The organism is Xylocopilactobacillus apis, from assembly GCF_033095965.1.
Lineage (GTDB): Bacteria > Bacillota > Bacilli > Lactobacillales > Lactobacillaceae > Xylocopilactobacillus > Xylocopilactobacillus apis.
Genome location: NZ_AP026801.1, coordinates 2,082,492 through 2,104,138, shown reverse-complemented (window position 1 = coordinate 2,104,138; position 21,647 = coordinate 2,082,492). Strand labels below are relative to the sequence as shown.

The following is a 21,647-nucleotide window of genomic DNA, read 5'->3' as shown; positions in this document are numbered from 1 at the left end:
GGTGATCAGCACAATAATTGTAATTTCTTTAATTTTAGTTTTGCTGGTACTAGAATTTGAACAACAGAAAAAAATTAAAATTTATGCTCGTCAGAAGATTTCTAGAATTATTATAGCTGTTGTAATTGGAATGGCTCTAATTATTTTAATGTGGCCTAAAACTTTTGTGCAACAAGTAAATGTTATTTTAGTAGCTTTCCTTTTGATTGGTGTGTCATTTTTTAAAGAGGGGCTATCGGTTGATCGATTAATAACATTTTCATCGATCGGTTCTGGAAGCGAGTACAAGAGATTTAGTAAGGTTATTATTTATAAAAAGCCTAGTAAGAGTGGATTTATTAATGTAAGGTTTGAAAAGGGGGAGAATTCATATATAGATTTTGAATTCGTTACTTCTTTTGATGAAGTATACACATTTTTATCTAAACACTTTAAGGGATCTCTTAAAATAGTCTAAAAATCAAGGGTACAAAATTGGGTTAATGAGTTATAGTCATTAGTCTTTTTTTGATATGAGATTATTATAAAACAATACAATTAGTATTAAAAAAAGCTCAAGATTTATGAATGATAAATAAAAAAATCTAATAATGTTTTTGTCAGAAATATTAAAAATTTAGTAATTATCTAATTGATGCCGACAAAATATATAAAGTGTTTTTGTTGAACAAAACATGATGAGACTGATAGTTTCGTGATTACTCAGCACTACTATGAATTTAAGGAAATCGATGGGATTCCGGTGATAAATGTTGTTGATTGGCTCTTAAACAAAAATTAGTCACACTCCCTTATATTTATTAAGTCAAAAAAAAAGAAGCAACTAGCAGGTTGCCTCTTTTAGTTAAATACATCCAAAGCAGGAATTCAATCCATAATTTTAAAGGGTTTATTTTAATTCTACATTTATGATAACTAAAATAATTTCTGTACATTCGTTTTTATTAGGGGAGAAATTGAAAGATTGAAGAGAATTACGAATTAGTAATGAATTCCTGCTTTTTGATTATATATAATAGTAGATTTATATTTTTTAAACTCAGATTTTATTCCATTTTCTAAAACAACTAGAAGTGACGGCTTCATCTTGTTTCATAAGCGGAAATGTGTTGATCGTGGGGAGGGTTCAACGGGCTAATAAGTATGAAAATTATCTGGATTAAATAAAAATTAACTAACTATCTGAAATATGCTCCGTCAACCCATTGGTTTCCACTAAGGTTGTACATAGTTTTATTAGCTTTTTTAGCAATTTTGAAATATTTCCATGAAGTACCATGGTTTATTCTTTTGGTAAAAGTAGATCCATCCGGGTTCGTCCAAACATTAATCCCATATCCCGGTGTGTAGTAAACTCTACCCACACCTTTTTTGTCAGTAATCGTCCAGCTATCAGGAGTGCTAGGAGTACTTGGCACACTAGGGGTGGTTGGATTACTTGGAGTAGTTGGCTCGCTTGGGGTAGTAGGATTGGTTGGAGTAGTAGGAGTGGTTGGAGTAGTAGGATTACTTGGTGCATTTCCAATCATTTTATTATGGAGCTGGTTAATCTGTTCAGTAGTTTGACCAATTCCTACGAAATTCATGTTAAAGCGGATTGCAACACGGTTCATAGTTCCATAAACTGAGTTAATGGCAAGAGTTTGATCTGAGTCTGAACTTTGAACGATCATATATAAATCACGGTTTGCCAGATCATTATTAATTTGTAAATGATCAATAAATGTTTTAAGGTAACCAGACATGTTAGACCAATAAACAGGCGTCCCAATTACAATTACATCAGCATCCTTTAGTTGATCCCATACTTTGCTGAAATCACCGTCGCCTTGACCTACTTGGGGAATGTTATAACTAGCTAGATTTACTTGTTTATATGTTAAATTACCAAATAAATTTTTAGCTAAAGCAGAAGTATTTCCGTTTACGTTTTGACTTGCGTTAAGAAAAACTCGTCTGTCACTTGCATTAGTGTGGTGTGGTTCAGCAAATGTTTGAGGTGCAGCTGAAACAGTTCTGGCATTTGCCGCCCAGCTGCCAGAAATTCCAATTAAAATTCCTAGTACTAGAGTTAAAGTAATTAACTTTTTTTCATTTTATAATTCTCCTAAAGATTTTTTTCGTAAAATTCGATTAATTTGTCAGCTTCTTGATCGACATAAGGGTGCTTCCAATAAGTATCAATATGTTTTGCACCTTTGATTAAAAACAGTTCTTTGTTATCAGTTCCAGTGGCTTTATCATAAACTGCTTCTGTCATATAAAGAGTATCAGCCTGATCACCTGCCATCATTAATAAAGGCTGGTCAATTAAATCGGCGTGATCTTCAGCATCAAATTCAGCTAAATAAATTAAATTACTGACCGGATAACGGCCCGTTGAATTTGGGTGTTTATGAGTTACTTGATAGTAGTCATAACCATCACGATAAAGATCAAACGGTAGAGCAGCTAGCTCTTCGTCAGTCATTTTTGCCATTTCACCGGTATATTGAACATCGTTTCCTAATATTTCCTGGATTCTAGCATCAGCTGCTTGTCTAAGCCGTTCTTGTACTGAATCAAGCTGTGAATCTTTAAAGCCGTTGCGGCGAACTCTTCCAGAATTGAACATACTGATTGTTGCAACAGCTTTTAGTCGTTTATCGGTTTTTGCTGCTTCAATGGTATAACCACCTCCTCCGCAGATCCCTAAAGTACCGATTCGTTTAGGGTCAACGCCAGGGAATGTATCTAAAAAGTCAGCCATTGCTCTAATGTCTTCGATTCGATTACTAGGACGATCGGTATTACGAGGTAATCCGTCGCTAGCTCCTTGATAAGAAGCATCTGCAGCAATAGCAATATAGCCGTTTTCTGCCAACTTTTGAGCGAAAAGTCCGGCTACTTGTTCTTTAACTCCACCATTTGGGTGGGCAACGGTAACAGCTGGATATAATTTTTCTGATGATTCATCGTAATCTGCTGGAGTATAAACGTTTGCTGCAGCTTTTACTCCATTAGCAAGATAATTAACGGGATGAATGTTAACTTTACCGGGTTTGTTTTCAGTTATTGCATCTTCATAGACTAAACCAAATTTATTTGTGGTCATAGTTAAAAATCCTCCATTGCATCAACAAATTCCATTCTTGCAGAATTTGCAAATCTTTTAATAATGTTTGTAACAGGTTTAATCGTATCGCTTGGATCGCTTCCTTGAATTAACACTGAAATGCGTTTACCGCTTAAATCATCAAAATGAGAGTCTTGTGAAAGTCGTTCTAAAAGTGTCTTTAGGTAAGCACTCATATCATGCCAATAAACTGGCGTTCCAAGAACAATCCAGTCTGCTTTGTTTAGTTGTGAAAAAGCTTGTTCGAATTGATCGTCGGAATAATTTTGATTAAGTTGATAGATTTTGTAATCAACCAGATTCATCTGTTCGTAAGCTTTGCCTTGGAGGTATTTTTCTCCCATCCGGCTAGTATTACCAGATTTATTCTGACTGGCATTAACAAATATAATTTCTATTTTTATCACCCTCTTGTCTATTATTTTTCCTTCCAAAAAAATAATAAGCGCTAGAGTTTAGTCTAGCGCAAGGGATTATTTTAAATTTTTATTTATTTTTGCAGGAAATCAGTTCTTTGGCGAAATTACTTCGCTCTTCTTGACAGACATCTAGGGTTCCTTTTTTGATGACCTCCGTATAGTAGTTAATCTTCATATTAATTGTTTTGAGCGAGTTTTCTAAGTCTTTAATTTTTTCAGTAACTTTTTATTTTTGGTCAACAAACATTTGAAGTCGTTCATCGGCTGAGCTTATTCCATCATCGATTAAATTAAGATAGTTTTTGATATCTTTTAACGGCATATCAGTTTTTTTCAGACATTCAATAGTGTTTAAGGTGACTAAATCACGAGGTTCAAATTCTCTTACTCCGTTTTCGTCACGTTTAACAAATGATAGAACGCCAATCTTCTCATAATATCGTAAGGTATAGACACTGATTCCCATAGTTTCACTAACGTCTTTAATGTGGTATTTTGTCATTTCAGATCCTTTCTATTTACAAAAAATGTAAAAAAATTGACAAGCCATTTTTGTCGCTAAGCATAAGGGAAAAATATTAAATGATCAAATAATCATTAATCCTTTTTTAATATAAGGTTATTTTAAACAACACAAAAAAACCGAAGACTTATGCATCTTCGGTTTTTCGTTAAAATAGATTTTTGACAATGTAGTGATAAGTACGAGGAAAGTGACGGACAAAAGATACTACTGCGTGATCGCTAAAATGGGTATAATAGCGATATTTTGGTCTTGGATCAGTTGCAGCGTGATAGAACACATGAGCTACATCTTCAGCGGTTGCTTGTGTTAAATTGATGAATTTATCAAAAACTTTCTGAACTCTTTTTCCTATCGGACTATAAGGCGAGTCCTTTTGTAAATTATCAAATCCGTTTTGAAAAGCAATTGTCGACCACTGCGAACGAGTAGTTCCTGGCTGGATAACGATACTGCGAATGCCGAAACGCTCAGATTCACTATCTAGAACATCACTCCACTGATTAAGAGCGGCTTTTGAACTATAGTACCAACCGCCAAAAGGAGAATAGACATCGGCAGCGATCGAAGAAACGTTAATGATTCTGCCAGCGTGCTGACGTCGCATGATTGGCAGCACAAAGTGGGTAAGTTGAGCAAGACCGAATAAATTGACATCAAATTGACTTTGAGCTTTTTCGATCGACACATCTTCAATGGGTCCAAACTCGCCATATCCTGCATTATTGATTAAAACATCAATGCGCTGCTGCTCAGTTTTGGCGGTGTTAACGAATATCCGAGCTGATTCTTTATTAGTAACGTCAAGAGCCATCACATTAATTCCGAAATCTTCTAATTCTTGCATTCTTTCAACGCGGCGCGCACCCGCATAGACGATCCAGCCTTTTTTGGCAAAAAGTTTGGCAGCAGCTAAGCCCATCCCAGAAGATGCGCCAGTGATTAAAACGACTTTTTTAGTCATATTAATCACTCATTGAGAATTTGTTGATCATTTGGTTGCTGGCAGTAAAGATCAATTGATCTAACAGTTTGTGAGATTCGTCCATGACCTGATCAGCTATTTTTTGATTAGCCGAAGCCAAAAACTCTTGCAGATCATCTTGATGTTCGCTTGCTTTTTGATCAGTAGAATTGATCATCTGATGACCTAAGCCAACTGTTTTTTCTTGGTAATTAGCAATATCTTGGCTAGTTTCTTTAAAATGTGGATCAGCAATTACAGCCATAATCCGATTAATCCAGTAGAAATTCTCAGTCGTAGGTGTTTCAGTTGTATTTGCGAGACTTTCTGGTTGAGTTGTGACATTAGTGTAGAGAGGGATCATTGTATTAAACGGCATTGAACCAAATGAGAGCCACTGAATTGAACGATATTCTTCGTCGACATCCGGGCGAATCTGCAAAATACTCATCTCGTTGGTCCGGTTAATTCCAATTGGTCGAAATTCATGTTTTAAATCAGAAGCGCCAAAAGTGCCGTAAGGATCGTAAGCAGTGTCTTGGTAATGACTGCTTAAAACATACTTAATATCTTCAACGGTAATTTTACGAAATGGCTTATTGCAAAAAGGAATCGTATCACTCATTGGATATTGCTGCATACTTGGTGTTAAAAATCGCTGAATAAACCAAGCACGCGGTGTATTGTAATGATGATCTGAATCAGAGTGAGAGCCAAATGCTAAACGAGCATTTAACTGATCATCATGACCTAAATTTAAGTGATTTTCTTCAATCCATTCAGGCAAGTCCTTGCTATACATAAAGTTATCTGGATCATCAAATTTAATCACTTGAATGCCTAATTGGTTAGGAACTGTTGCATAAGCATCATCCGGCACACGTTGAGCGATCCAATGGTGACCGCCGACAGTTTCTAAGAACCAAACTTCATCAACGTCTGAAAATGCTATTCCATTATGTTCATAAGTACCGAATTCTTCTAAAAGTTTGCCAGTTCGTTCAACACCTTCGCGCGCAGAATGAATATAAGGTAGAACAATCGTTAAGAGGTCTTCTTCCCCAATTCCATCTTCAACCATTGGATCAGCACCAAGGACGCGCTCATTAGTTGTAATAGTCTCAGTTGCACTCATTGCAACATTATCTGAATTGACGCCTGCTTCACCCCAGATCCCTTCAATTTCTGGATCGGCATTAGGCACGGAAGTATAACGCATTGGATCGTCTGGCAGATCAATCTTAACTTTAGAATTTTTTGCAGTGTAGTGACGAGGCTGATCTTCGGGATTTACAACTACAAATTTTTTGTGAGTGTAACTGCCCGGTCCGCTGTCTTCAGTGCGGGCAATCATGGTTGATCCGTCATAACTAGCTTTTTTTCCGACTAAAATTGTTGTACAAGATGTATGTTGTTTCATAAAATCCTCCCTTAATTTCTTTTTCATTTTACTATATCGGTATTTACTTTGGTTTAAATTCAATAATATTATTAGGTTGTGGTTTTCTGATTTTACGACAAATTGTCATTTTAGCTTCTCGCTTTTCATCAGTGATTGCATGGTCATCAAAAATTTGATGCTTTTGAGCATAAAATAAAATTTCAATAATCGAGTCCATTGATTCATCGTCTGTTTTCATCAGATATTCAATGCCTCTTTTTTTACACTGTTCAAGAGCTTCGATTGAAGAAATATCACGCTCTATTTCATAGAAAATATCTTCATCAATTAAATTATAAAAACGATTTTTAACTACAATATAAAAGGCGGTGTAATCATTAAGAACTTTGACAATGTCTTTAGATAAAAATTGGATCACAACTTTATTTCTAGTCGTAATTTCTTTAGCATTAATTCTCAGCGTTTAAAATAAATTTCTCAAAAGCCTGGGCAATTCCGTCATGATCATTGTCAGAAGTCACATAAGTCGCATGTTCTTTTAAATCTGGGTTAGCATTTCCCATTGCGACTGCAGTTCCCGCAAATTTAAACATCGGCAGATCGTTTAACTCATCTCCGATTACCATTACTTCTTCAGGCGCTAAATTTAAGTAATCAGTTAGGTCTGATACGGCAGTTCCTTTGTTTGCATTAGGGTTGGCGATTTCTAAAAATGGTCTCATTGATCTAACGATATAATAACCGTTTGAAAATTCTTTTCTTAAATCAACTTCGACTTGGTCCAAGAGATCAGGAACACCCGTCATGACAACTTTAACTAAAGTAAAGTTAATTGGCAGATCTTTCTCGTCTAGAATTACAATTCCGTCTTTATTCTCATCTGCTTGAGTTATGGTGTACCAATTGATTTGATGGTTGGTTGTATAAAGCATACTTTGGTCATCAAGTGCATTGTAGTTGACGTGATGGTTATCACAAAATGATCTGATTTTGTCAAAATCGCTAGTTTGTAAAACGTGTTTACTAATTATTTCACCGGCTAAGTTCATAATAATTCCACCGTTGCACGTAGCGACCAGCTGATCTGGCTTAGTTAAGCCAAGTTCTTTTAAAAATGGCATCACACCTGCTAAGGCGCGTCCTGAACATAAAACAACCTTCACCCCAAGTCCGGCTGCTTTTTTAACTGCTTCTTTGGTTGAAGCCAAAACATGATGTTTAGAATTTAATAAAGTGTCATCAATATCAATTGCGACTAGCTTGATTTTTGTCATTAGTAGTACCATATTCCTATCAAATTAATATAGCAATCATAAGGAAAAATAGAATTTTATGCAACGAATTAATGCATCTTTTTTTAAGGGCCGCCCAACGACAAAAATTACGAAAGAACTTTTGGGCAAAAAATTGGTTTATAATTCTCCAACCGGAGTTATTTCAGGCTGGATTGTGGAGGCAGAAAGTTATTTGGGAGAAAATGATTCAGCTGCTCACGCCTATCAAGGAAGAAGAAGTTCTTTTAATGAGCCGCTTTATCATGAAGCGGGCGTAATTTACATTTATCAAAGACGTCAACACTTTCTCTTTGATGTTGTCACTCAAGACAAGGAGGAGCCAGAAGGGATTTTGGTGCGGGCCGTTGAACCTGCTGAGGGAATTGAATTAATGAAGATGAACCGGCCGATTAAAAATGAGTTTGAACTAACCAACGGTCCAGCTAAATTGATGCAGGCATATGGCATTCAAGATCGGAGTCGAAATTTCGAACTAATTTCAAAATGTTCAGATCTTACTATTGATCTTGAAGATGCACGGATTCCTTTAAATATTATTTCAACTCCTCGCATTGGGGTTAATCTAAACGGTTCAAGCGGGAGCAGGGAATGGCGTTTTTATGTTGCAGGCAACCCTTATGTTGGGAAAATAAAAAAAGGAGAGATTGATTTTCAAAACTGGGGCTGGCAAAAGTAAATTTCATTATTTAAAAAACTTTTTTCTAAATCTCACTATTACTATTTGGTTACAAATAAGGAATTTTTTTTGAAAATTGATAGAATTAAGTTAAATGTTTAATTTGGATAGGGAAAAAGGAGTTATATTTTTAATGCACAAAAAGATTATTACCAAGACAACCGCTGTTTTTTCTGCGCTGATCATCATGGCAACAATTTTGTTTCCAGTTGCTAATAAGAGTGAAGAGCGGACTCAGGCAGCCGGAGTTGATATCAACACATACATCATGCAGCACAATTTTTCTAATCCAACAATCCAAACTCGTAAAACTCCATTTTGGGGCGTTGGCTCTGCTTACCGCAAAGGGGTTGGTAAGCCAGAAGGAATCGTAGTTCATGAAACAGCTAATAATAATTCTACGATTCTAAATGAAATTGCTTATGAATCGAATAATTGGAATGTTCCTGGTCGAGAAGCATATGTTCATGCTTTCGTTGATCATTCACAAATCATAAATACAGCGAGCACTGATTTAACTTGCTGGGGAGCAGGACCAGTTGCCAATGCACGTTATATTTCAATTGAATTATGCCGTGAGAAAACACTGGATAATTTTGCTCGTTCAGTTAACAACGACGCATATTATGTAGCTTATTTACTTAAAAAATATAACCTACCTGTTACTAATGCAACCCATACTGGATCAGGAACTGTTTGGTCACATAATGCGGTTTCTAACCTTTTAGGTGGAACTAATCATAGTGATCCGACTGGATACTTTAGCTCTTGGGGCTATTCAATGGATCAGTTCTTCCAATTAGTTCAACACAAATATAATAATTTGGGTGCTAACAAAGGTCAGACTGCTGAAAAAGTTGCTAGTCAAGCAAGTATTTCAGAAACAGACACTGTAACAGCTAAAGCAAGCAACCAACAATTTTATTACAAAACTAACGCAGGAATCGTACCTGGCGGCAGTGCTAATCAGTACGTAGGAAATACTTATCAGGCAACTTCAATTGTGAAGACAGCTAATAATGGTATTTATACTTTATTAAGCAACAATGGCAGCGCAATGGCTTGGGTTAAGGCCGGTCAGTTGTCATTAGCGGGAAATGATTCGGTGGCAATTCAAACTCCTGTTCAAAACATTGCTTATCTTAATGACAATGCACCTTTATACTACTTAATGAATAATGGGTTTAAAGCCAGCGATATTAGTGGACCTTATTCATACAGCATCAGAACAATTGCTAAAACAACAAGTGGTCGGATTTTCTATTTACTTAATGATAATAAGAACGGTAAGCCGTTCATGTGGGTTGAAAATACACACGCTTCCTTAAAAAACAGCCTCGATGCTCAACAGATTTCCACCATTAAAGGCAGACCAGCTGTCCCTGATAAAAAAGGAGAACAAATTCCGGCATCAGTAACGGTTAATGAATCTTCTCCAACCTCTTGGCTTTTGGAATCAGGTTTAACGAAAAATGGCAACTTTACTCGTGAGGGATCAGTAGTTTACTGCTTAGGAACTAAAGCAATCAAAGGTGAATTGTATGCTAATCTAAGTGTTAATGGGTTTGATACGATTGGCTATGTTCCTAGTTCAACAATTCATTTTATTGGTGGCATTTACACAAAAGAAATGTCTAAACAGGCAGGCGTTGTTGTAGTTAACAATCCAAAAGGTGCTCCATTGTATGCTTATCCAGATGGAAATAACGTTAATGTTAACAGTCCAAAAGTTTTACCAAGGAAGAGTGCTTGGAAATATAAGACAATTGTAACTACAGTTGACGGTAATAAATGGTATAGCGTTGGCAATTATCAGTGGGTAAAAGGAACTGATGTTGCAATCAAATACTAAAACTAATTTTTAAGACTTCTCAAAGACACTATATTGTTAGTGTCTTTTTTCTTATAATTAAATAAAAAAGGAGTGGTAATTTAGATGAAATTTTTGATGTTTGGTACAAGACAAGATGAAATAGAATGGGCTGAAAAGTGGGGAAAAGAAAATCAAGTTGAAATTACTACCCGTCCAGAACTTCTAACTGAAAACACCGTTGATGATGTCAAAGGTTATGATGGAATCAGCGTCTTACAGCAGGCACCAATTGATTCAGAAGTAATCTATCAGAAACTGGCAGATTTTGGGATTAAAATTATCTCTCTTCGATCAACCGGATATGACACAGTGAACCTTGCTTTAGCAAAGAAATATCATCTGGCAGTATCAAACGTGCCCGGATATTCCACCCGTTCAATTGGCGAGTTAGTTTTAACTCAAGCAATGCACTTACTAAGACATATTGGAATTGTTGAAGATCGTGAAAGCCGGGGAGATTTCTCATTTGAAGGTCTTGAATCTAAAGAGATTCACCAGCTGACAGTTGGCGTAATTGGTGTTGGTAGAATTGGAATGACCGTTGCGAGTTTATTTAAAGCTTTGGGTTCAGAAGTAATTGGCTATGACCCGTATAAAAAGCCTAATCCTGAAGATCCTGTTAAGTATGTCAGTTATGATGAATTAATTAAAAATGCCGATATTATAACAGTGCATATGCAGTTGACCGATGATACTAAACATATGATTGATCAAAATACTTTTAAACAAATGAAAAATTCAGCATTATTCCTAAATATGGCTCGTGGGGGCATTGTTAATACTAAAGATTTAATTGAAGCATTAAAAAATCATGAAATTGCCGGAGCTGCAATCGATACGATTGAAGATGAAGCAGGAATATTTGGCGTTGATCGCCAAAATGGTTATGATAATCCGATGCTTAAAGAGCTTATTGAAATGCCTAATGTTTCAGTAACTCCCCACATTGCCTTTTATACTGAACCGGCAGTTCAAAATATGGTTGAGTATTGCTTAGAGGATAGCTATAAATTCTTAAAAGGCGAGGGTGTTGATCATTTAGTTAATTTAGATTAAAAAAATAGCCGCTCACTAAGCGGTTTTATTTTTATCTTTAAAGATCCATTTGGAAAGTGAATAATTAATAATGACAATGACTACTTGACTAATCAGTTTCACTAAAAGCTTGTTTTGTCCCATTAAATCAATTCCGAGATAAACAATCACATCGTCGACGATTAGAGAAAAAAGCCGCGCTACAAAAAACCACCAGAATTCAATTAAATTGTCTTTCAATCCAACAGCTTTAGTATGGAAAACCCACCGGCGGTTAGTGAAGTAGGCAAATAAAAAGGCAACAATCCAAGCTAGCGTATTAGCTGTCACTGCCTTCATTGAAGGAATAATCAGTAATAGTATAAAAAAGACGATATAATTAACTGCAGTGGTTAATACTCCGAAAACTAAGTAGTCAATTAACTCTTTTCTTTTTTTGTATAAACGTTTTAATTTATCCATAATAATATTCTAGCTATTTAATCTAGCAGTGGACTTAAATTTTAGAAAAAAATAATCAAAATGAATAATAAAAAAATTAAATTATCCCGCAAAGAAATTTTTGAACTGATCATTGAAGGCTTTATTACTGTCGGCATTATGCTGTTAGTGAATTTTGCTTTATTGATTATTATGCTTTTGTTTAACGAAGAAGATGAGATTCTTCATCGAGGACTTTATTCGCTTTTTCATGGTTTTTTGGCACCTTCGTTTGGTGCGAATCTTTTAAGCTTTCCTAATTTTTTTTATCTCTTTTTTGGAGTTTTTGATGTTTTGGTTGTCGTTTGGCGGTTACTTAGACGATATCATCTAATGGAAATGCGCCATGTAATTACTGCAATGCAGGAAATTGCCGATGGACATTTAGAAAAAAGGATTGATTATCAGGTTAACCGTGAACTTCAGGGAGTTGTCGATTCAATCAATGCCTTGGTTGATAGTGCAGTTCATTCGATGAAAGAAGAACGGCGGATTGAAAAAAGTAAAGATGAATTAATCACCAATGTTTCTCACGATTTAAGAACGCCGCTTACAAGCATCATTGGCTATCTTAATTTAATTGAAGATGATCCCAATTTAGATTTAGCAACGATTCGTAAATATGTTCATGTTGCTTTTGTCAAGGCAGGGCAGATGAAGTATTTAACAGATGATTTATTTGCTTACACAAAATTGACTACTCGCGAGATTAACTATAATTACACCACTTTTAATATGAATGATTTAATTGAACAATTAACTGCTGATTTTGAATTAGAAGCTGAAAAAGCTGGTTTAGAGCTAATTAATGACGTTCCTAGTGAACCGACAATGGTCAAACTGGATTCAGAAAAGATTGGCCGGGCCTTGTCTAATTTAGTAAGTAATGCTTTAAAGTATGGAAAAAAGGGAACTTTTATTCGAGTTGTTTTAGAAGATGAAGGAGATAATGTTGATATTAAAGTTCAAAATGATGGGCCAAAAATTCCGGCCGCTTCGTTAAACAAAATTTTTGAACGTTTCTACCGAGTTGATGAATCAAGGTCTGGTACGAGCGGAAGTGGGTTAGGTCTAGCTATTGTCAGGAATCTTATTGAAGGGCAAGGGGGAGAAGTTAGAGCTGTCTCAACTCATGATCTGACGTCTTTTGAAGTGATTTTGCCTAAAGGGAAAACAGGTGCTGCATAAATGGTAAGAAGACCCGTCAGAAGGCGTTCACAACACCGATTTTTTTCCCATTTTATTAACATTGTAGGTGTATTTTTAATTCCAATTCTATTGATCACTTTTGAAATTCAGCCTACTAGTGATCTGAACCTGCAGTTTAAGCAGACTAAAAAAGAAATTCCAGTTTTAACTAAAAATATTGAGCTTGAGGCAAAAGCATTTTTGGTTGCTGATAGTCAGACCGGGCAAATAATTTATCAAAAAAATTCTCACCAAAGTTTACCGATTGCCTCAATTTCCAAAATAATTCCCACCTATTTTGCTTTTGAAGCTCTAAAAAAAGGTCAGATTCACATGGATGATCAAGTTAAGGTTGATCCGAAGGTCGCCGCCTTAAGCACTCAAGCAGGCCTTTCTAATGTTAAATTAAGTGCCAGTTCCACTTATTCGGTGCAGGATTTAATATACGCAACTCTTTTAAGTTCAGCTAATGCTGGAATAATGGCGTTATCTGAGCATCTTGCGCCGCTTCCAGAGATTAATCAGCGCGAGCAAAGCTTTTTGAAAAATTTAGGGATTAATGATTTTGTGATTGTTAACGTAAATGGACTTCCTAATGACATGCTGGGAAGTCTTCAAAATCCTGAAACTGACATGAAGGCGGATAATCAAATGTCGGCAGCTTCTGTAGCAACCGTCGCTGCTAAATTAGTCAATGATTTTCCAGAGGTGTTAAAAGTCTCAGAACAATATAATTACACTTTTAAAAGCGGTACAGCTGAAGAACAAAAGTTAGAAAACACCAATCTGCTGGTAAAAGGGGGAGCGCTAGCCGATCCCAATTTAGAAATCGTGGGTTTAAAGACGGGAACTAATGATCAAGGATATAGTTTTGTTGGGACGATGAAAGAAGGAGACAATTTAATTACTTCAGTAGTTCTTAATTCAAATTCTAACGAATCGCGATTTCAGCAGACAAAGGATTATTTACAGCAATTTAAGCAGAATTATCATTTAGTTAGGATTGATCCGAATACAAATAAAAACGTAAAAAGGGCCTGTTTAACTTTCAAAAATCAGTATGATCGATCTAATGTAATCACAAATAAAATAAATCTATGGGTTCCAAAAGATTTAACGGCTGATGATTTTCATTTTAAAGTTGATTTTGATCGGGATTATTTTGCCAAAACAAAAAAGCCAGGTTTAGTCCTGACTTTAGATTTAAAAGCTAAAACAGTTCAATTTTTAAAAACTCAAGATTTAAAATTGTATTTACGCTGATTCTTCTTGATTTGAAAGACTTAAGAATTTGTTATATGACTTTTTAAACATTAGGTTCACTGTGCCAAGAGCGCCAGCACGGTTTTTACTGATGATAACTTCGGTTTTAACGACGTCCTGCTGATTAAAAACGACGTTATCAGGATTGTTATCGTTATCCTCTCCCTCTCCATGATCATAGTAATCATCACGGTAGAGAAAAGCGACAATATCAGCATCTTGTTCAATTGAGCCAGATTCACGAATATCAGAAAGAATTGGGCGTTTATCCTGTCTTTGTTCGACACTACGAGATAGCTGGGATAAGGCAATAACCGGCACACTTAACTCTTTAGAAAGTTTTTTAAGCTGGCGGGAAATCTGGGAAATTTCCTGTTGCCGGTTTTCAGCACGGCCTTCAATTAACTGCAGATAATCTACAACAATTAAACCAATCTCGCCGACTTCTTGGGCGAGTTTTTTACATTTGCTGCGGATTTCGGCGATTCGATTGCCGGCTGTATCATCGATATAAATGTTAGTTTGGCTTAATGTGTTCATCGCAATCGAAAGTTTGTCCCATTCGTCTTTTGTTAAATTACCAGTCTGCAGATTGCTGGCACTGATATTTCCTTCAGCACAAAGCATGCGGTTAACTAAGGATTCAGCTGACATTTCCAAACTGAAAATTGCAACGTTAACTTTTGACTGAACTGCAACATTTTGGGCAATGTTAAGAACAAATGCAGTCTTACCCATACTAGGGCGGGCAGCAATGATGATTAATTGATCGGGGTGCAGTCCATTGGTAAGTTGATCAAGATAGTGATACCCAGTGGCAAGGCCAGTGACACTATTCTTATTTTGTGACATTTCTTCAATTTCACGCAGCGAGGTTTCCAAAATATCACTAATCTTTTTGAAACCAGCACCATTACGATTGGAGCCAATTTCTAAAATGTTGTTTTGCGCGGTTTCAATTACTTCTTGAACTTGATCACTATCTTGATAGGCTTGAGAAATGATGTCACGAGCAGTTTTGATCAAATTTCTTAAGCGTGACTTATCAGCAACGATTCCGGCATAATACTGGACGTTTCTAGCAATTGGTGTTTTTTCAGCCAATTGAGCTAAGTAAGCAGGACCTCCAATAGCATCAAGCTGATGAAGAGAATTCAGTCGATCACTTATTACTAAAACATCAATTGTCTTATCTTCTTGAACCAGATCAATCATTGTTTGGAAAATAATCTGATTTTTTCGATCATAAAAGTCGGCCGGTTCTAAAATGGAAATAACATCGCCAAGGCGGTTAGGATCAATAAAAATACCACCTAAGACCCCTTGTTCAGCCTCTAGGCTATTTGGTAAAGTTGTAAGTTTGTTATCCATTACAGTTTGTAAATTTGTACTCGAACACGTGATTTAACTCCAGGAAATAGTTCGATTGGGACATTGTGAAATCCTAAAGTCCTTAAAGCATCAGTCATTTCTAGTTTTCGACGGTCAATCTTAATTTTAAATTGTTCGTTTAAAGCATCGCCAATTTGTTTACTGGTAACGGAGCCAAAAAGACGTGAATCAGTTCCCGCTTTTGATCCAATTTTGACAATTGTGTCATCAGCTTCTAATTGCGCCTTTAGTTTTTCAGCTTCAGCTTTTAGCTCTGCTTTTTGAGCTTCGAGATTCTTTTTTCGAAGTTCTTCTTGTTTCAAAGCTTGAGGTGTTGCCTGTTTAGCAAGATTATTTTTGATCAAATAGTTTTGAGCGTAACCATCGGCAACATTCTTAACTTCGCCTATTTTTCCTTTTCCGGGGACGTTTTGCGTAAAAATTACTTTCATTTTTGATCCTTTCGTTTACTTTTTTCAGCTTCATCAAGGGTATCGATTAATTGCTTTTCAACCTCAGCAATTGTAGAGTTTTTAAATTGAGTTGCAGCATTTCCTAAATGACCGCCGCCGCCTAATTTTTCCATGATAAGCTGAACATTAAAGTCGCCCATGCTTCGGGCAGATATTCCTATTGTACCATCTTCTCTTTTGATAATTACAAAAGAAGCAGAAATACCATCAAGGGTCATCATCGTATCGGCAGCCTGTGCGCCGATTACGGGGTCATAGCTTTCATTTTCTTCCCCATGGGCAATAGCGAGACCATCGGGTCGCAGATCCATCGTTCCAATTAATTTAGTCATCGCCAAATAATTATTGACGTCTTCTTTTAATAAATTATGGATTAATTTTTCATCAGCTCCGTTTGAACGTAGGTAGCTCGCTGCATCGAAAGTTCTAGTTCCCGTATGGAATTTAAACGACTGGGTATCAACAGAAATACCAGCCAGCATTGCCGTTGCATCTAATTTACTGATTGTAGCAAGATTAGTTGGCTGATATTCGAAAAGTTCAGCCACTAATTCACAAGTCGAAGAAGCATAAGGTTCAATGTAGACCAAAATTGGGTCAGCCGGGAAATCTTCGCCTTGACGATGATGATCAATAATAATGACGTTTTGACTAAGTTTATCGTATAGCTTTGTACTGACACTCATACTTGGTTTAGAATGGTCAACCAGGAATAAAAGATCATCCTCTTCAGCAATACTGAGTGCTTTTTGCGGTGTAATGATATCATCTTTAATTTCTTCATAGCCGTCTGCAACGTTTAAAAGCCGTTTAACGTCAGTATGGACTTTATCAGCATCAACAACAATATAACAGCGAACTCCGTTCATGGCTGCAATTTTTCTAATCCCAAGAGAAGCCCCAAGGACATCTAAATCAGGTCGTGCATGCCCCATTACAAAAATATTGCGATGGCGGGTCATTTGTTCTTGAATTGCAAAAGAAATTGAGCGAGCTCGCACGTGGGTCCTTTTACCAAGCGGATCAGTTTTACCGCCAAAGTATTCAATTGGATCTTGATCACCTTTTAAGACAACTTGATCGCCACCTCTGTTTTGGGCTAGATCAAGATTACTTTGGGCTTGTTTGGCTAAAACATTGATTGGCTCATTGCTGTAATAAATTCCCATACTAAGAGTTAAAGGAGCATTAAGCTGGGAACTCTGGACCCGAATCAAATCTAAGATTTTAAAATTATTCTTTTTAGCTTCAACAATATCGCGGGCAAAGCACATAAATATATAGTGATCTTCTGAAGTCTTTTTAACATAAATATTATATTTATTGGCCCAAGTATTTAATTCACGGGTTAAAAGATTGTTAATATTAGAAAGTGTCAGATCATCCATTGAATCACTGATTTCGTCATAATTATTGACCGCAATATGTCCAAAGACTAATTCACGATCGCTGGCATTAATTTCAATTTTGGCGTAACGGGTAACTTCTAACATGTAAAAAGCGTTCAGGCTTTTTTGGTTAACGACTTCGAAATAATGATCACTCCATTTAATATAGGGGAGAGAAGAGACATCTTTTTTGCCCGAAATGATGTCTTCAATCACATTGGATATTTCAGTTACCGGATGGCCTAAAATATTAGGATCTTTAAGATAATGAGCTAAATAAGGATTAATCCATTCAATTTTGTGTTCATCCGTGTAAAGCAAAATTCCGATTGGCATTTTGAGTAAAGCTTCCTGCTCGGTGTCACCAATTCGGTCGCTAAGATCTGAAATATATTCATGAGAATCGGAGCTTAAAATTAAAAAGATATATAAAATGATTCCTAAAATTACTGCTAAAATGATTGTTAACGTAATCCCAAGATAGATATCAGACAAAAAAGCAATGATTATGCCGATTATTGAAATTAAAAAAGCCATAATCAAAGAAGTTCTAATTCTTAGGTCTCGCCATAGAGCACTTCTTATAAAATAGTTAGCTAAAGATTTCATTTTTTAAATTTAATTTATCTCCTTTAGTTAAGTGCAATTATGCGCAAGTTTACAAAAATATGCAAATTAATTGAACAAAATTGTCTTGATTCTCTTAGTTGTTAAATAACTTTCTAAAATTTTAATTTCATCAAGCTGTGCTCGTTTAACAAAATTATTTTTAGCTGGGAGTTTTTGAAAATTTTCTGCATCAAGAGACTGACCATTTAAAATAACTGCAGTTTTTTCGAGTTTACCCTGATTAATATAATAGGCTTTGTCTTTTTTTGAATTTAAAGGGATAACAGCAATTAAACGCTTTTGAAGAAACGATTGAAAGCGTTGATTTATTTTGGTAAATTCGATTAGTTTATTGATTTCTTCCTGCCAATGCTGGGCTGGTTCAAAATTTTCATGTTGAGAAGCATAATCGCGGTTTTCAATCATTCGATTGAGACATCCTTCACCATCACCGTTAAAAAAATCTATTAGTTCTTTTTGGGCAGCAGATGGAGGAATTCTAATATTACTAGGATTAAAAACTCTAATTTGATAATACCATGAATTGAGATCTTTAAAATATAAGTTGTTGAGAATATTGAGTACTTTTTCTACCAACCCATGTCGATTGTAAGGCCCAAAAAGCAGTTTTTGATCAAGATCAGTTGTTAAATGCAGTCGTTCTTTAATTGTAAAATAACAATATTTTTCAAAATGGTTTAATAATACATTATAAAAGGGTCGGTGTTTATGGATCATCTGACACTCTAACAATAAAGCATCCAGCTCAGTGTCGACATTTTCAATTTCAAAATTATGAATTTGATAAACTAAGGCTTTTTTTCGAGGTTCGCGATCAGCAAGATTCAAAAAGTAACTGGTCACCCGTCGTTTAAGATTGACCGCTTTGCCTATATAAATGATCTCACGGTTTTGGTTGTACATTTTATAAATACCTGGTGTTTCAGGTAATGAATGAGCTTTATTTTTTAAAAATTCTTGTTGGTTGTTTTTCATAAGACTAGGAAACAAAAAACGTTCCTCCCAAGAGAAACGTTTTTAGTAAATTTATTCATCTTTATTGACGAATGGCAAAATTGCCATGATACGAGCTCGCTTGATTGCACGAGTTAACTTACGCTGATTTAAAGCACTAGTACCCGTAACTCGACGAGGCAAAATCTTACCACGTTCAGAAATGAATCGGCGAAGTAATTCTTCGTCCTTGTAATCGATGTATTTAATATGGTTAGCCGCAATATAGTCAACTTTACGACGACGACGGAAACCACCACGTTGATTTTGCATGGACTCTCCTTTCAATAATTATTATTTAAAATGGTAAATCATCATCAGATATATCTAATGGGGTATCTGGATCAAATCCATTCTTATCATCATTTGAGGCAAATGGATTTTCACTTTTATCAGTGACATCGGTGCCTTTAAAAGGCATTTCGCCAGCCTCTGAATCCTGATTGCCTGAATTGGCGCTGGAAGGAGGGTTATTATAACTCCCACCTCCAGAACCTTTTGCTTCCAAGAATGAGAAATTATTAACCATTACTTCAGTAACATAAACTCTTTTGCCATCATTACCTTCGTAGTTACGAGTTTGAATTCGTCCCTCGATCCCGACAAGAGAACCTTTATGCATATAGTTACTAAAAGTTTCAGCCTGTTTACGCCACACAACGCAGTTAATAAAATCTGCTTCTCTAGCACCTTGTGCATTAGTAAAGTTTCGATCCACCGCAACGGTGAATGAAGCTACAGCAGTTCCATTACTGGTATAACGTAAATCAGGATCTTTGGTTAAACGACCAACTAAAACGACGTTATTGATCATTTAAACCCCCTTATTCTTCACTCTGAGCGGATTCACTGTGATTTTCAGTGTTAGCCGCTGCTCGAGATTCAGCTTCGCGTTTAGCTCTAGCTTCAGCTTTAGCCTTAGCTGCTGCTTCAGCAAGGTGACTAGGGAAATCAGTCTTATCATCCATGCGAATTACCATTGAACGTAAGATTCCATCATTAATTCTTGCGAGACGCTCGAACTCGTCAACTGCTTCAGAAGATGCGTTAACGTTAATAATGTGATATACGCCTTCAAGATAACCGCTGATCTCATAAGCTAAACGACGCTTTTTCCAATCTTTGGAATCAATGATTTCACCACCGTTGTCTTTAAGAATTGCATCGAAACGTTCGATTAATTCAGATTTAGCTGATTCTTCTAAATCAGGACGGATGATATAAGTAATTTCATACTTACTTAAGCTCATTTATTTACCTCCTTTTGGTCTTGAGGCTCTATTTTGAAAATCATAGAGCAAGGAGCCAGTTTACTTTTTGACTCGAGTAATAATTCTAACATAAAAACTCCTTTTGTTCTAATTTTTTATACCAAAAATCCTGGTACATAAATACATTACGCAAATAAATTATTTAACGTCCACTTTAAAATCATCAGGTCTCATAAAATGAAGAATATCGATAAAAACAATTTTACTGACAATTCCTAAAATCAATGGGAGAACTATAAAAACTAAGAGCAAAATAAGGATTGAAGTGATACCTGGGGTCATAAATTTATAAGCTGCTAAAAAACTAACTCCACCGGAAACTCCAAAACCAGCAGAAACAGGAGTTCCTTTAATATTAAGTAAAGATGCGACAAAACCCATAATTGCAGCATTAATGCAAGGAGGAATTAAAAGTTTGGGTTTTGACATCATATTAGCCATTTGAAATTTAGGTGATCCAAGAAAATGAGCAAGACTAGTGCCAACGCCATTTACCTTCCAACCATAGAAACAAAGAGCAAATCCTAAACTGGTAATTCCCACACCGGCAGCACCTGCACCAAGACCAGCTAAGCCAATGGCAGTAGATATTCCGACTGTTGAAATTGGTGTAACGATCATGGCAGCAAAGATAACGGCAAGTAAAATTGCCATTGGAATTGGCTGTAACTTAGTAATCGCATTAACTCCTTCTCCGATCAATGTTGTTACGTAATGTACGTAAGGAAGGATTAAGTATCCAATTCCTCCAGGAATCAATACTGAAAGTGATGGCAGTAATAAAATTGTGAAGCTTCCCAGGTGTGATCCAATAAAATGGACAAATAAAACGGCTATCGCAATAACGATTAGAAGGTTAATAACGTCTCCAACACCTTTAACAATGAATGCTCCATTTTTGAAGCTCCAATTACCGGCTCCGACGGCAGCGGCTAAAGCGACCGAAGAACTTTGAATTGGCGTAAATTCAAACATATGTCCAACAATGTAACCGGAAACGGCTGGCATTAAAATCATTACGAAATTTGTCATTTCATAAATTGTTTTGAAAAATGGGATATTCATAAAAAGGCTAGAAAATGTTCCTAGAATTGCTGAAGGAATTAACATTGCAACAATTCCAATGCTGACTCCGTTTAAAATATTTAAAAGAAAATCTTTTACTGGTGTACTTTCTGAATATTTCATAATTTTTCTCCCCCTCGAGTTCCCACTATCTTACCAGATCTTAATTAAATATTATACAAAAAATGGAATAAATATTTTTTTGGGCAACAAAAAAGCCAGG

Annotated in this window: 22 protein-coding genes and 1 pseudogene; 6 read left to right on the top strand and 17 right to left on the bottom strand. The window is 36.0% G+C overall.

Going from position 1 to position 21,647, the window contains the following annotated elements:
- Position 1 precedes the first annotated feature (1 nt).
- Positions 2–457 (top strand): hypothetical protein, encoded by a 456-nt coding sequence (locus tag R8749_RS10040; protein WP_317696507.1) that lies wholly within the window; start codon positions 2–4, stop codon positions 455–457.
- A gap of 721 nt (positions 458–1,178) precedes the next feature.
- Here the strand turns inward: R8749_RS10040 and R8749_RS10035 are convergent.
- The 8 genes from R8749_RS10035 to R8749_RS10000 all read right to left on the bottom strand — a co-directional run bounded on the left by R8749_RS10035 (position 1,179) and on the right by R8749_RS10000 (position 7,697).
- A complete protein-coding gene (locus R8749_RS10035) occupies positions 1,179–2,045 on the bottom strand; it encodes a flavodoxin family protein (protein ID WP_317698561.1) in 867 nt (288 codons plus the stop codon).
- Between the two features lie 62 nt (positions 2,046–2,107).
- On the bottom strand, positions 2,108–3,094 hold the full coding sequence (locus R8749_RS10030; RefSeq protein ID WP_317696505.1) for an alpha/beta hydrolase: 987 nt from the start codon (positions 3,092–3,094) through the stop codon (positions 2,108–2,110).
- Between the two features lie 2 nt (positions 3,095–3,096).
- Positions 3,097–3,522, bottom strand: coding sequence for a flavodoxin family protein (locus R8749_RS10025; RefSeq protein WP_317696504.1), 426 nt, complete (start codon positions 3,520–3,522; stop codon positions 3,097–3,099).
- 238 nt (positions 3,523–3,760) lie between these two features.
- Entirely contained in the window at positions 3,761–4,036 is a 276-nt protein-coding gene (locus tag R8749_RS10020) for a MerR family transcriptional regulator (RefSeq protein WP_317696503.1), read from the bottom strand.
- 169 nt (positions 4,037–4,205) lie between these two features.
- A complete protein-coding gene (locus tag R8749_RS10015) occupies positions 4,206–5,021 on the bottom strand; it encodes an SDR family NAD(P)-dependent oxidoreductase (RefSeq protein WP_317696501.1) in 816 nt (271 codons plus the stop codon).
- Position 5,022: 1 nt separating this feature from the next.
- Complete coding sequence (locus R8749_RS10010) at positions 5,023–6,441, bottom strand: C69 family dipeptidase (protein ID WP_317696499.1); 1,419 nt, start codon at positions 6,439–6,441, stop codon at positions 5,023–5,025.
- 43 nt (positions 6,442–6,484) lie between these two features.
- Positions 6,485–6,841, bottom strand: coding sequence for a hypothetical protein (locus R8749_RS10005; protein WP_317696497.1), 357 nt, complete (start codon positions 6,839–6,841; stop codon positions 6,485–6,487).
- Positions 6,842–6,872: 31 nt separating this feature from the next.
- Positions 6,873–7,697: a Cof-type HAD-IIB family hydrolase gene (locus R8749_RS10000; protein ID WP_317696495.1), complete on the bottom strand. Its 825-nt coding sequence runs from the start codon at positions 7,695–7,697 to the stop codon at positions 6,873–6,875.
- Between the two features lie 58 nt (positions 7,698–7,755).
- Between R8749_RS10000 and R8749_RS09995 the strand changes: the two genes are divergently transcribed.
- From R8749_RS09995 to R8749_RS09985, 3 genes are all read left to right on the top strand, one after another.
- Positions 7,756–8,394, top strand: coding sequence for a DNA-3-methyladenine glycosylase (locus tag R8749_RS09995; protein ID WP_317696494.1), 639 nt, complete (start codon positions 7,756–7,758; stop codon positions 8,392–8,394).
- A 133-nt stretch (positions 8,395–8,527) separates the two neighbouring features.
- The gene (locus tag R8749_RS09990; protein WP_317696492.1) at positions 8,528–10,246 is read left to right on the top strand and encodes a peptidoglycan recognition protein family protein; all 1,719 of its coding nucleotides are present in this window, start codon (positions 8,528–8,530) and stop codon (positions 10,244–10,246) included.
- A gap of 84 nt (positions 10,247–10,330) precedes the next feature.
- Entirely contained in the window at positions 10,331–11,323 is a 993-nt protein-coding gene (locus R8749_RS09985) for a D-2-hydroxyacid dehydrogenase (RefSeq protein WP_317696490.1), read from the top strand.
- Between the two features lie 15 nt (positions 11,324–11,338).
- Here R8749_RS09985 and R8749_RS09980 read toward each other — a convergent pair whose 3' ends face one another.
- On the bottom strand, positions 11,339–11,764 hold the full coding sequence (locus tag R8749_RS09980) for a GtrA family protein (RefSeq protein WP_317696488.1): 426 nt from the start codon (positions 11,762–11,764) through the stop codon (positions 11,339–11,341).
- A 60-nt stretch (positions 11,765–11,824) separates the two neighbouring features.
- On the opposite strand from R8749_RS09980, the gene R8749_RS09975 reads away from it, so the two are divergent.
- Both R8749_RS09975 and R8749_RS09970 read left to right on the top strand, forming a co-directional pair.
- Positions 11,825–12,970 carry a sensor histidine kinase gene (locus R8749_RS09975; protein WP_317696486.1) on the top strand — a complete coding sequence of 382 codons (1,146 nt, stop codon included), beginning with the start codon at positions 11,825–11,827 and terminating at the stop codon, positions 12,968–12,970.
- Complete coding sequence (locus tag R8749_RS09970) at positions 12,971–14,233, top strand: D-alanyl-D-alanine carboxypeptidase family protein (protein WP_317696484.1); 1,263 nt, start codon at positions 12,971–12,973, stop codon at positions 14,231–14,233.
- On the opposite strand, the gene dnaB is transcribed toward R8749_RS09970, so the two are convergent.
- The 8 genes and pseudogenes from dnaB to R8749_RS09930 form a co-directional block, all read right to left on the bottom strand.
- Positions 14,225–15,604 (bottom strand): replicative DNA helicase, encoded by a 1,380-nt coding sequence (gene dnaB / locus R8749_RS09965; RefSeq protein ID WP_317696482.1) that lies wholly within the window; start codon positions 15,602–15,604, stop codon positions 14,225–14,227. The two genes, R8749_RS09970 and dnaB, sit on opposite strands and share 9 nt — an antisense overlap.
- A complete protein-coding gene (gene rplI, locus R8749_RS09960; protein ID WP_317696480.1) occupies positions 15,604–16,056 on the bottom strand; it encodes a 50S ribosomal protein L9 in 453 nt (150 codons plus the stop codon). Before rplI ends, dnaB begins: the two co-directional genes overlap by 1 nt.
- Entirely contained in the window at positions 16,053–18,002 is a 1,950-nt protein-coding gene (locus tag R8749_RS09955; RefSeq protein WP_317696478.1) for a DHH family phosphoesterase, read from the bottom strand. The genes rplI and R8749_RS09955 overlap by 4 nt, the downstream gene beginning before the upstream one ends.
- Before the next feature lie 138 nt (positions 18,003–18,140).
- On the bottom strand, positions 18,141–19,085 hold the full coding sequence (locus tag R8749_RS09950; protein ID WP_317696476.1) for a GIY-YIG nuclease family protein: 945 nt from the start codon (positions 19,083–19,085) through the stop codon (positions 18,141–18,143).
- Between the two features lie 36 nt (positions 19,086–19,121).
- The gene (gene rpsR, locus R8749_RS09945) at positions 19,122–19,361 is read right to left on the bottom strand and encodes a 30S ribosomal protein S18 (RefSeq protein WP_317696474.1); all 240 of its coding nucleotides are present in this window, start codon (positions 19,359–19,361) and stop codon (positions 19,122–19,124) included.
- 25 nt (positions 19,362–19,386) lie between these two features.
- Positions 19,387–19,902, bottom strand: coding sequence for a single-stranded DNA-binding protein (gene ssb / locus R8749_RS09940; protein ID WP_317696473.1), 516 nt, complete (start codon positions 19,900–19,902; stop codon positions 19,387–19,389).
- A 145-nt stretch (positions 19,903–20,047) separates the two neighbouring features.
- Positions 20,048–20,338: pseudogene (gene rpsF, locus R8749_RS09935) on the bottom strand (30S ribosomal protein S6); the annotation flags it as partial.
- A gap of 159 nt (positions 20,339–20,497) precedes the next feature.
- Entirely contained in the window at positions 20,498–21,547 is a 1,050-nt protein-coding gene (locus R8749_RS09930) for a PTS sugar transporter subunit IIC (RefSeq protein ID WP_317696471.1), read from the bottom strand.
- Positions 21,548–21,647 lie beyond the last annotated feature (100 nt).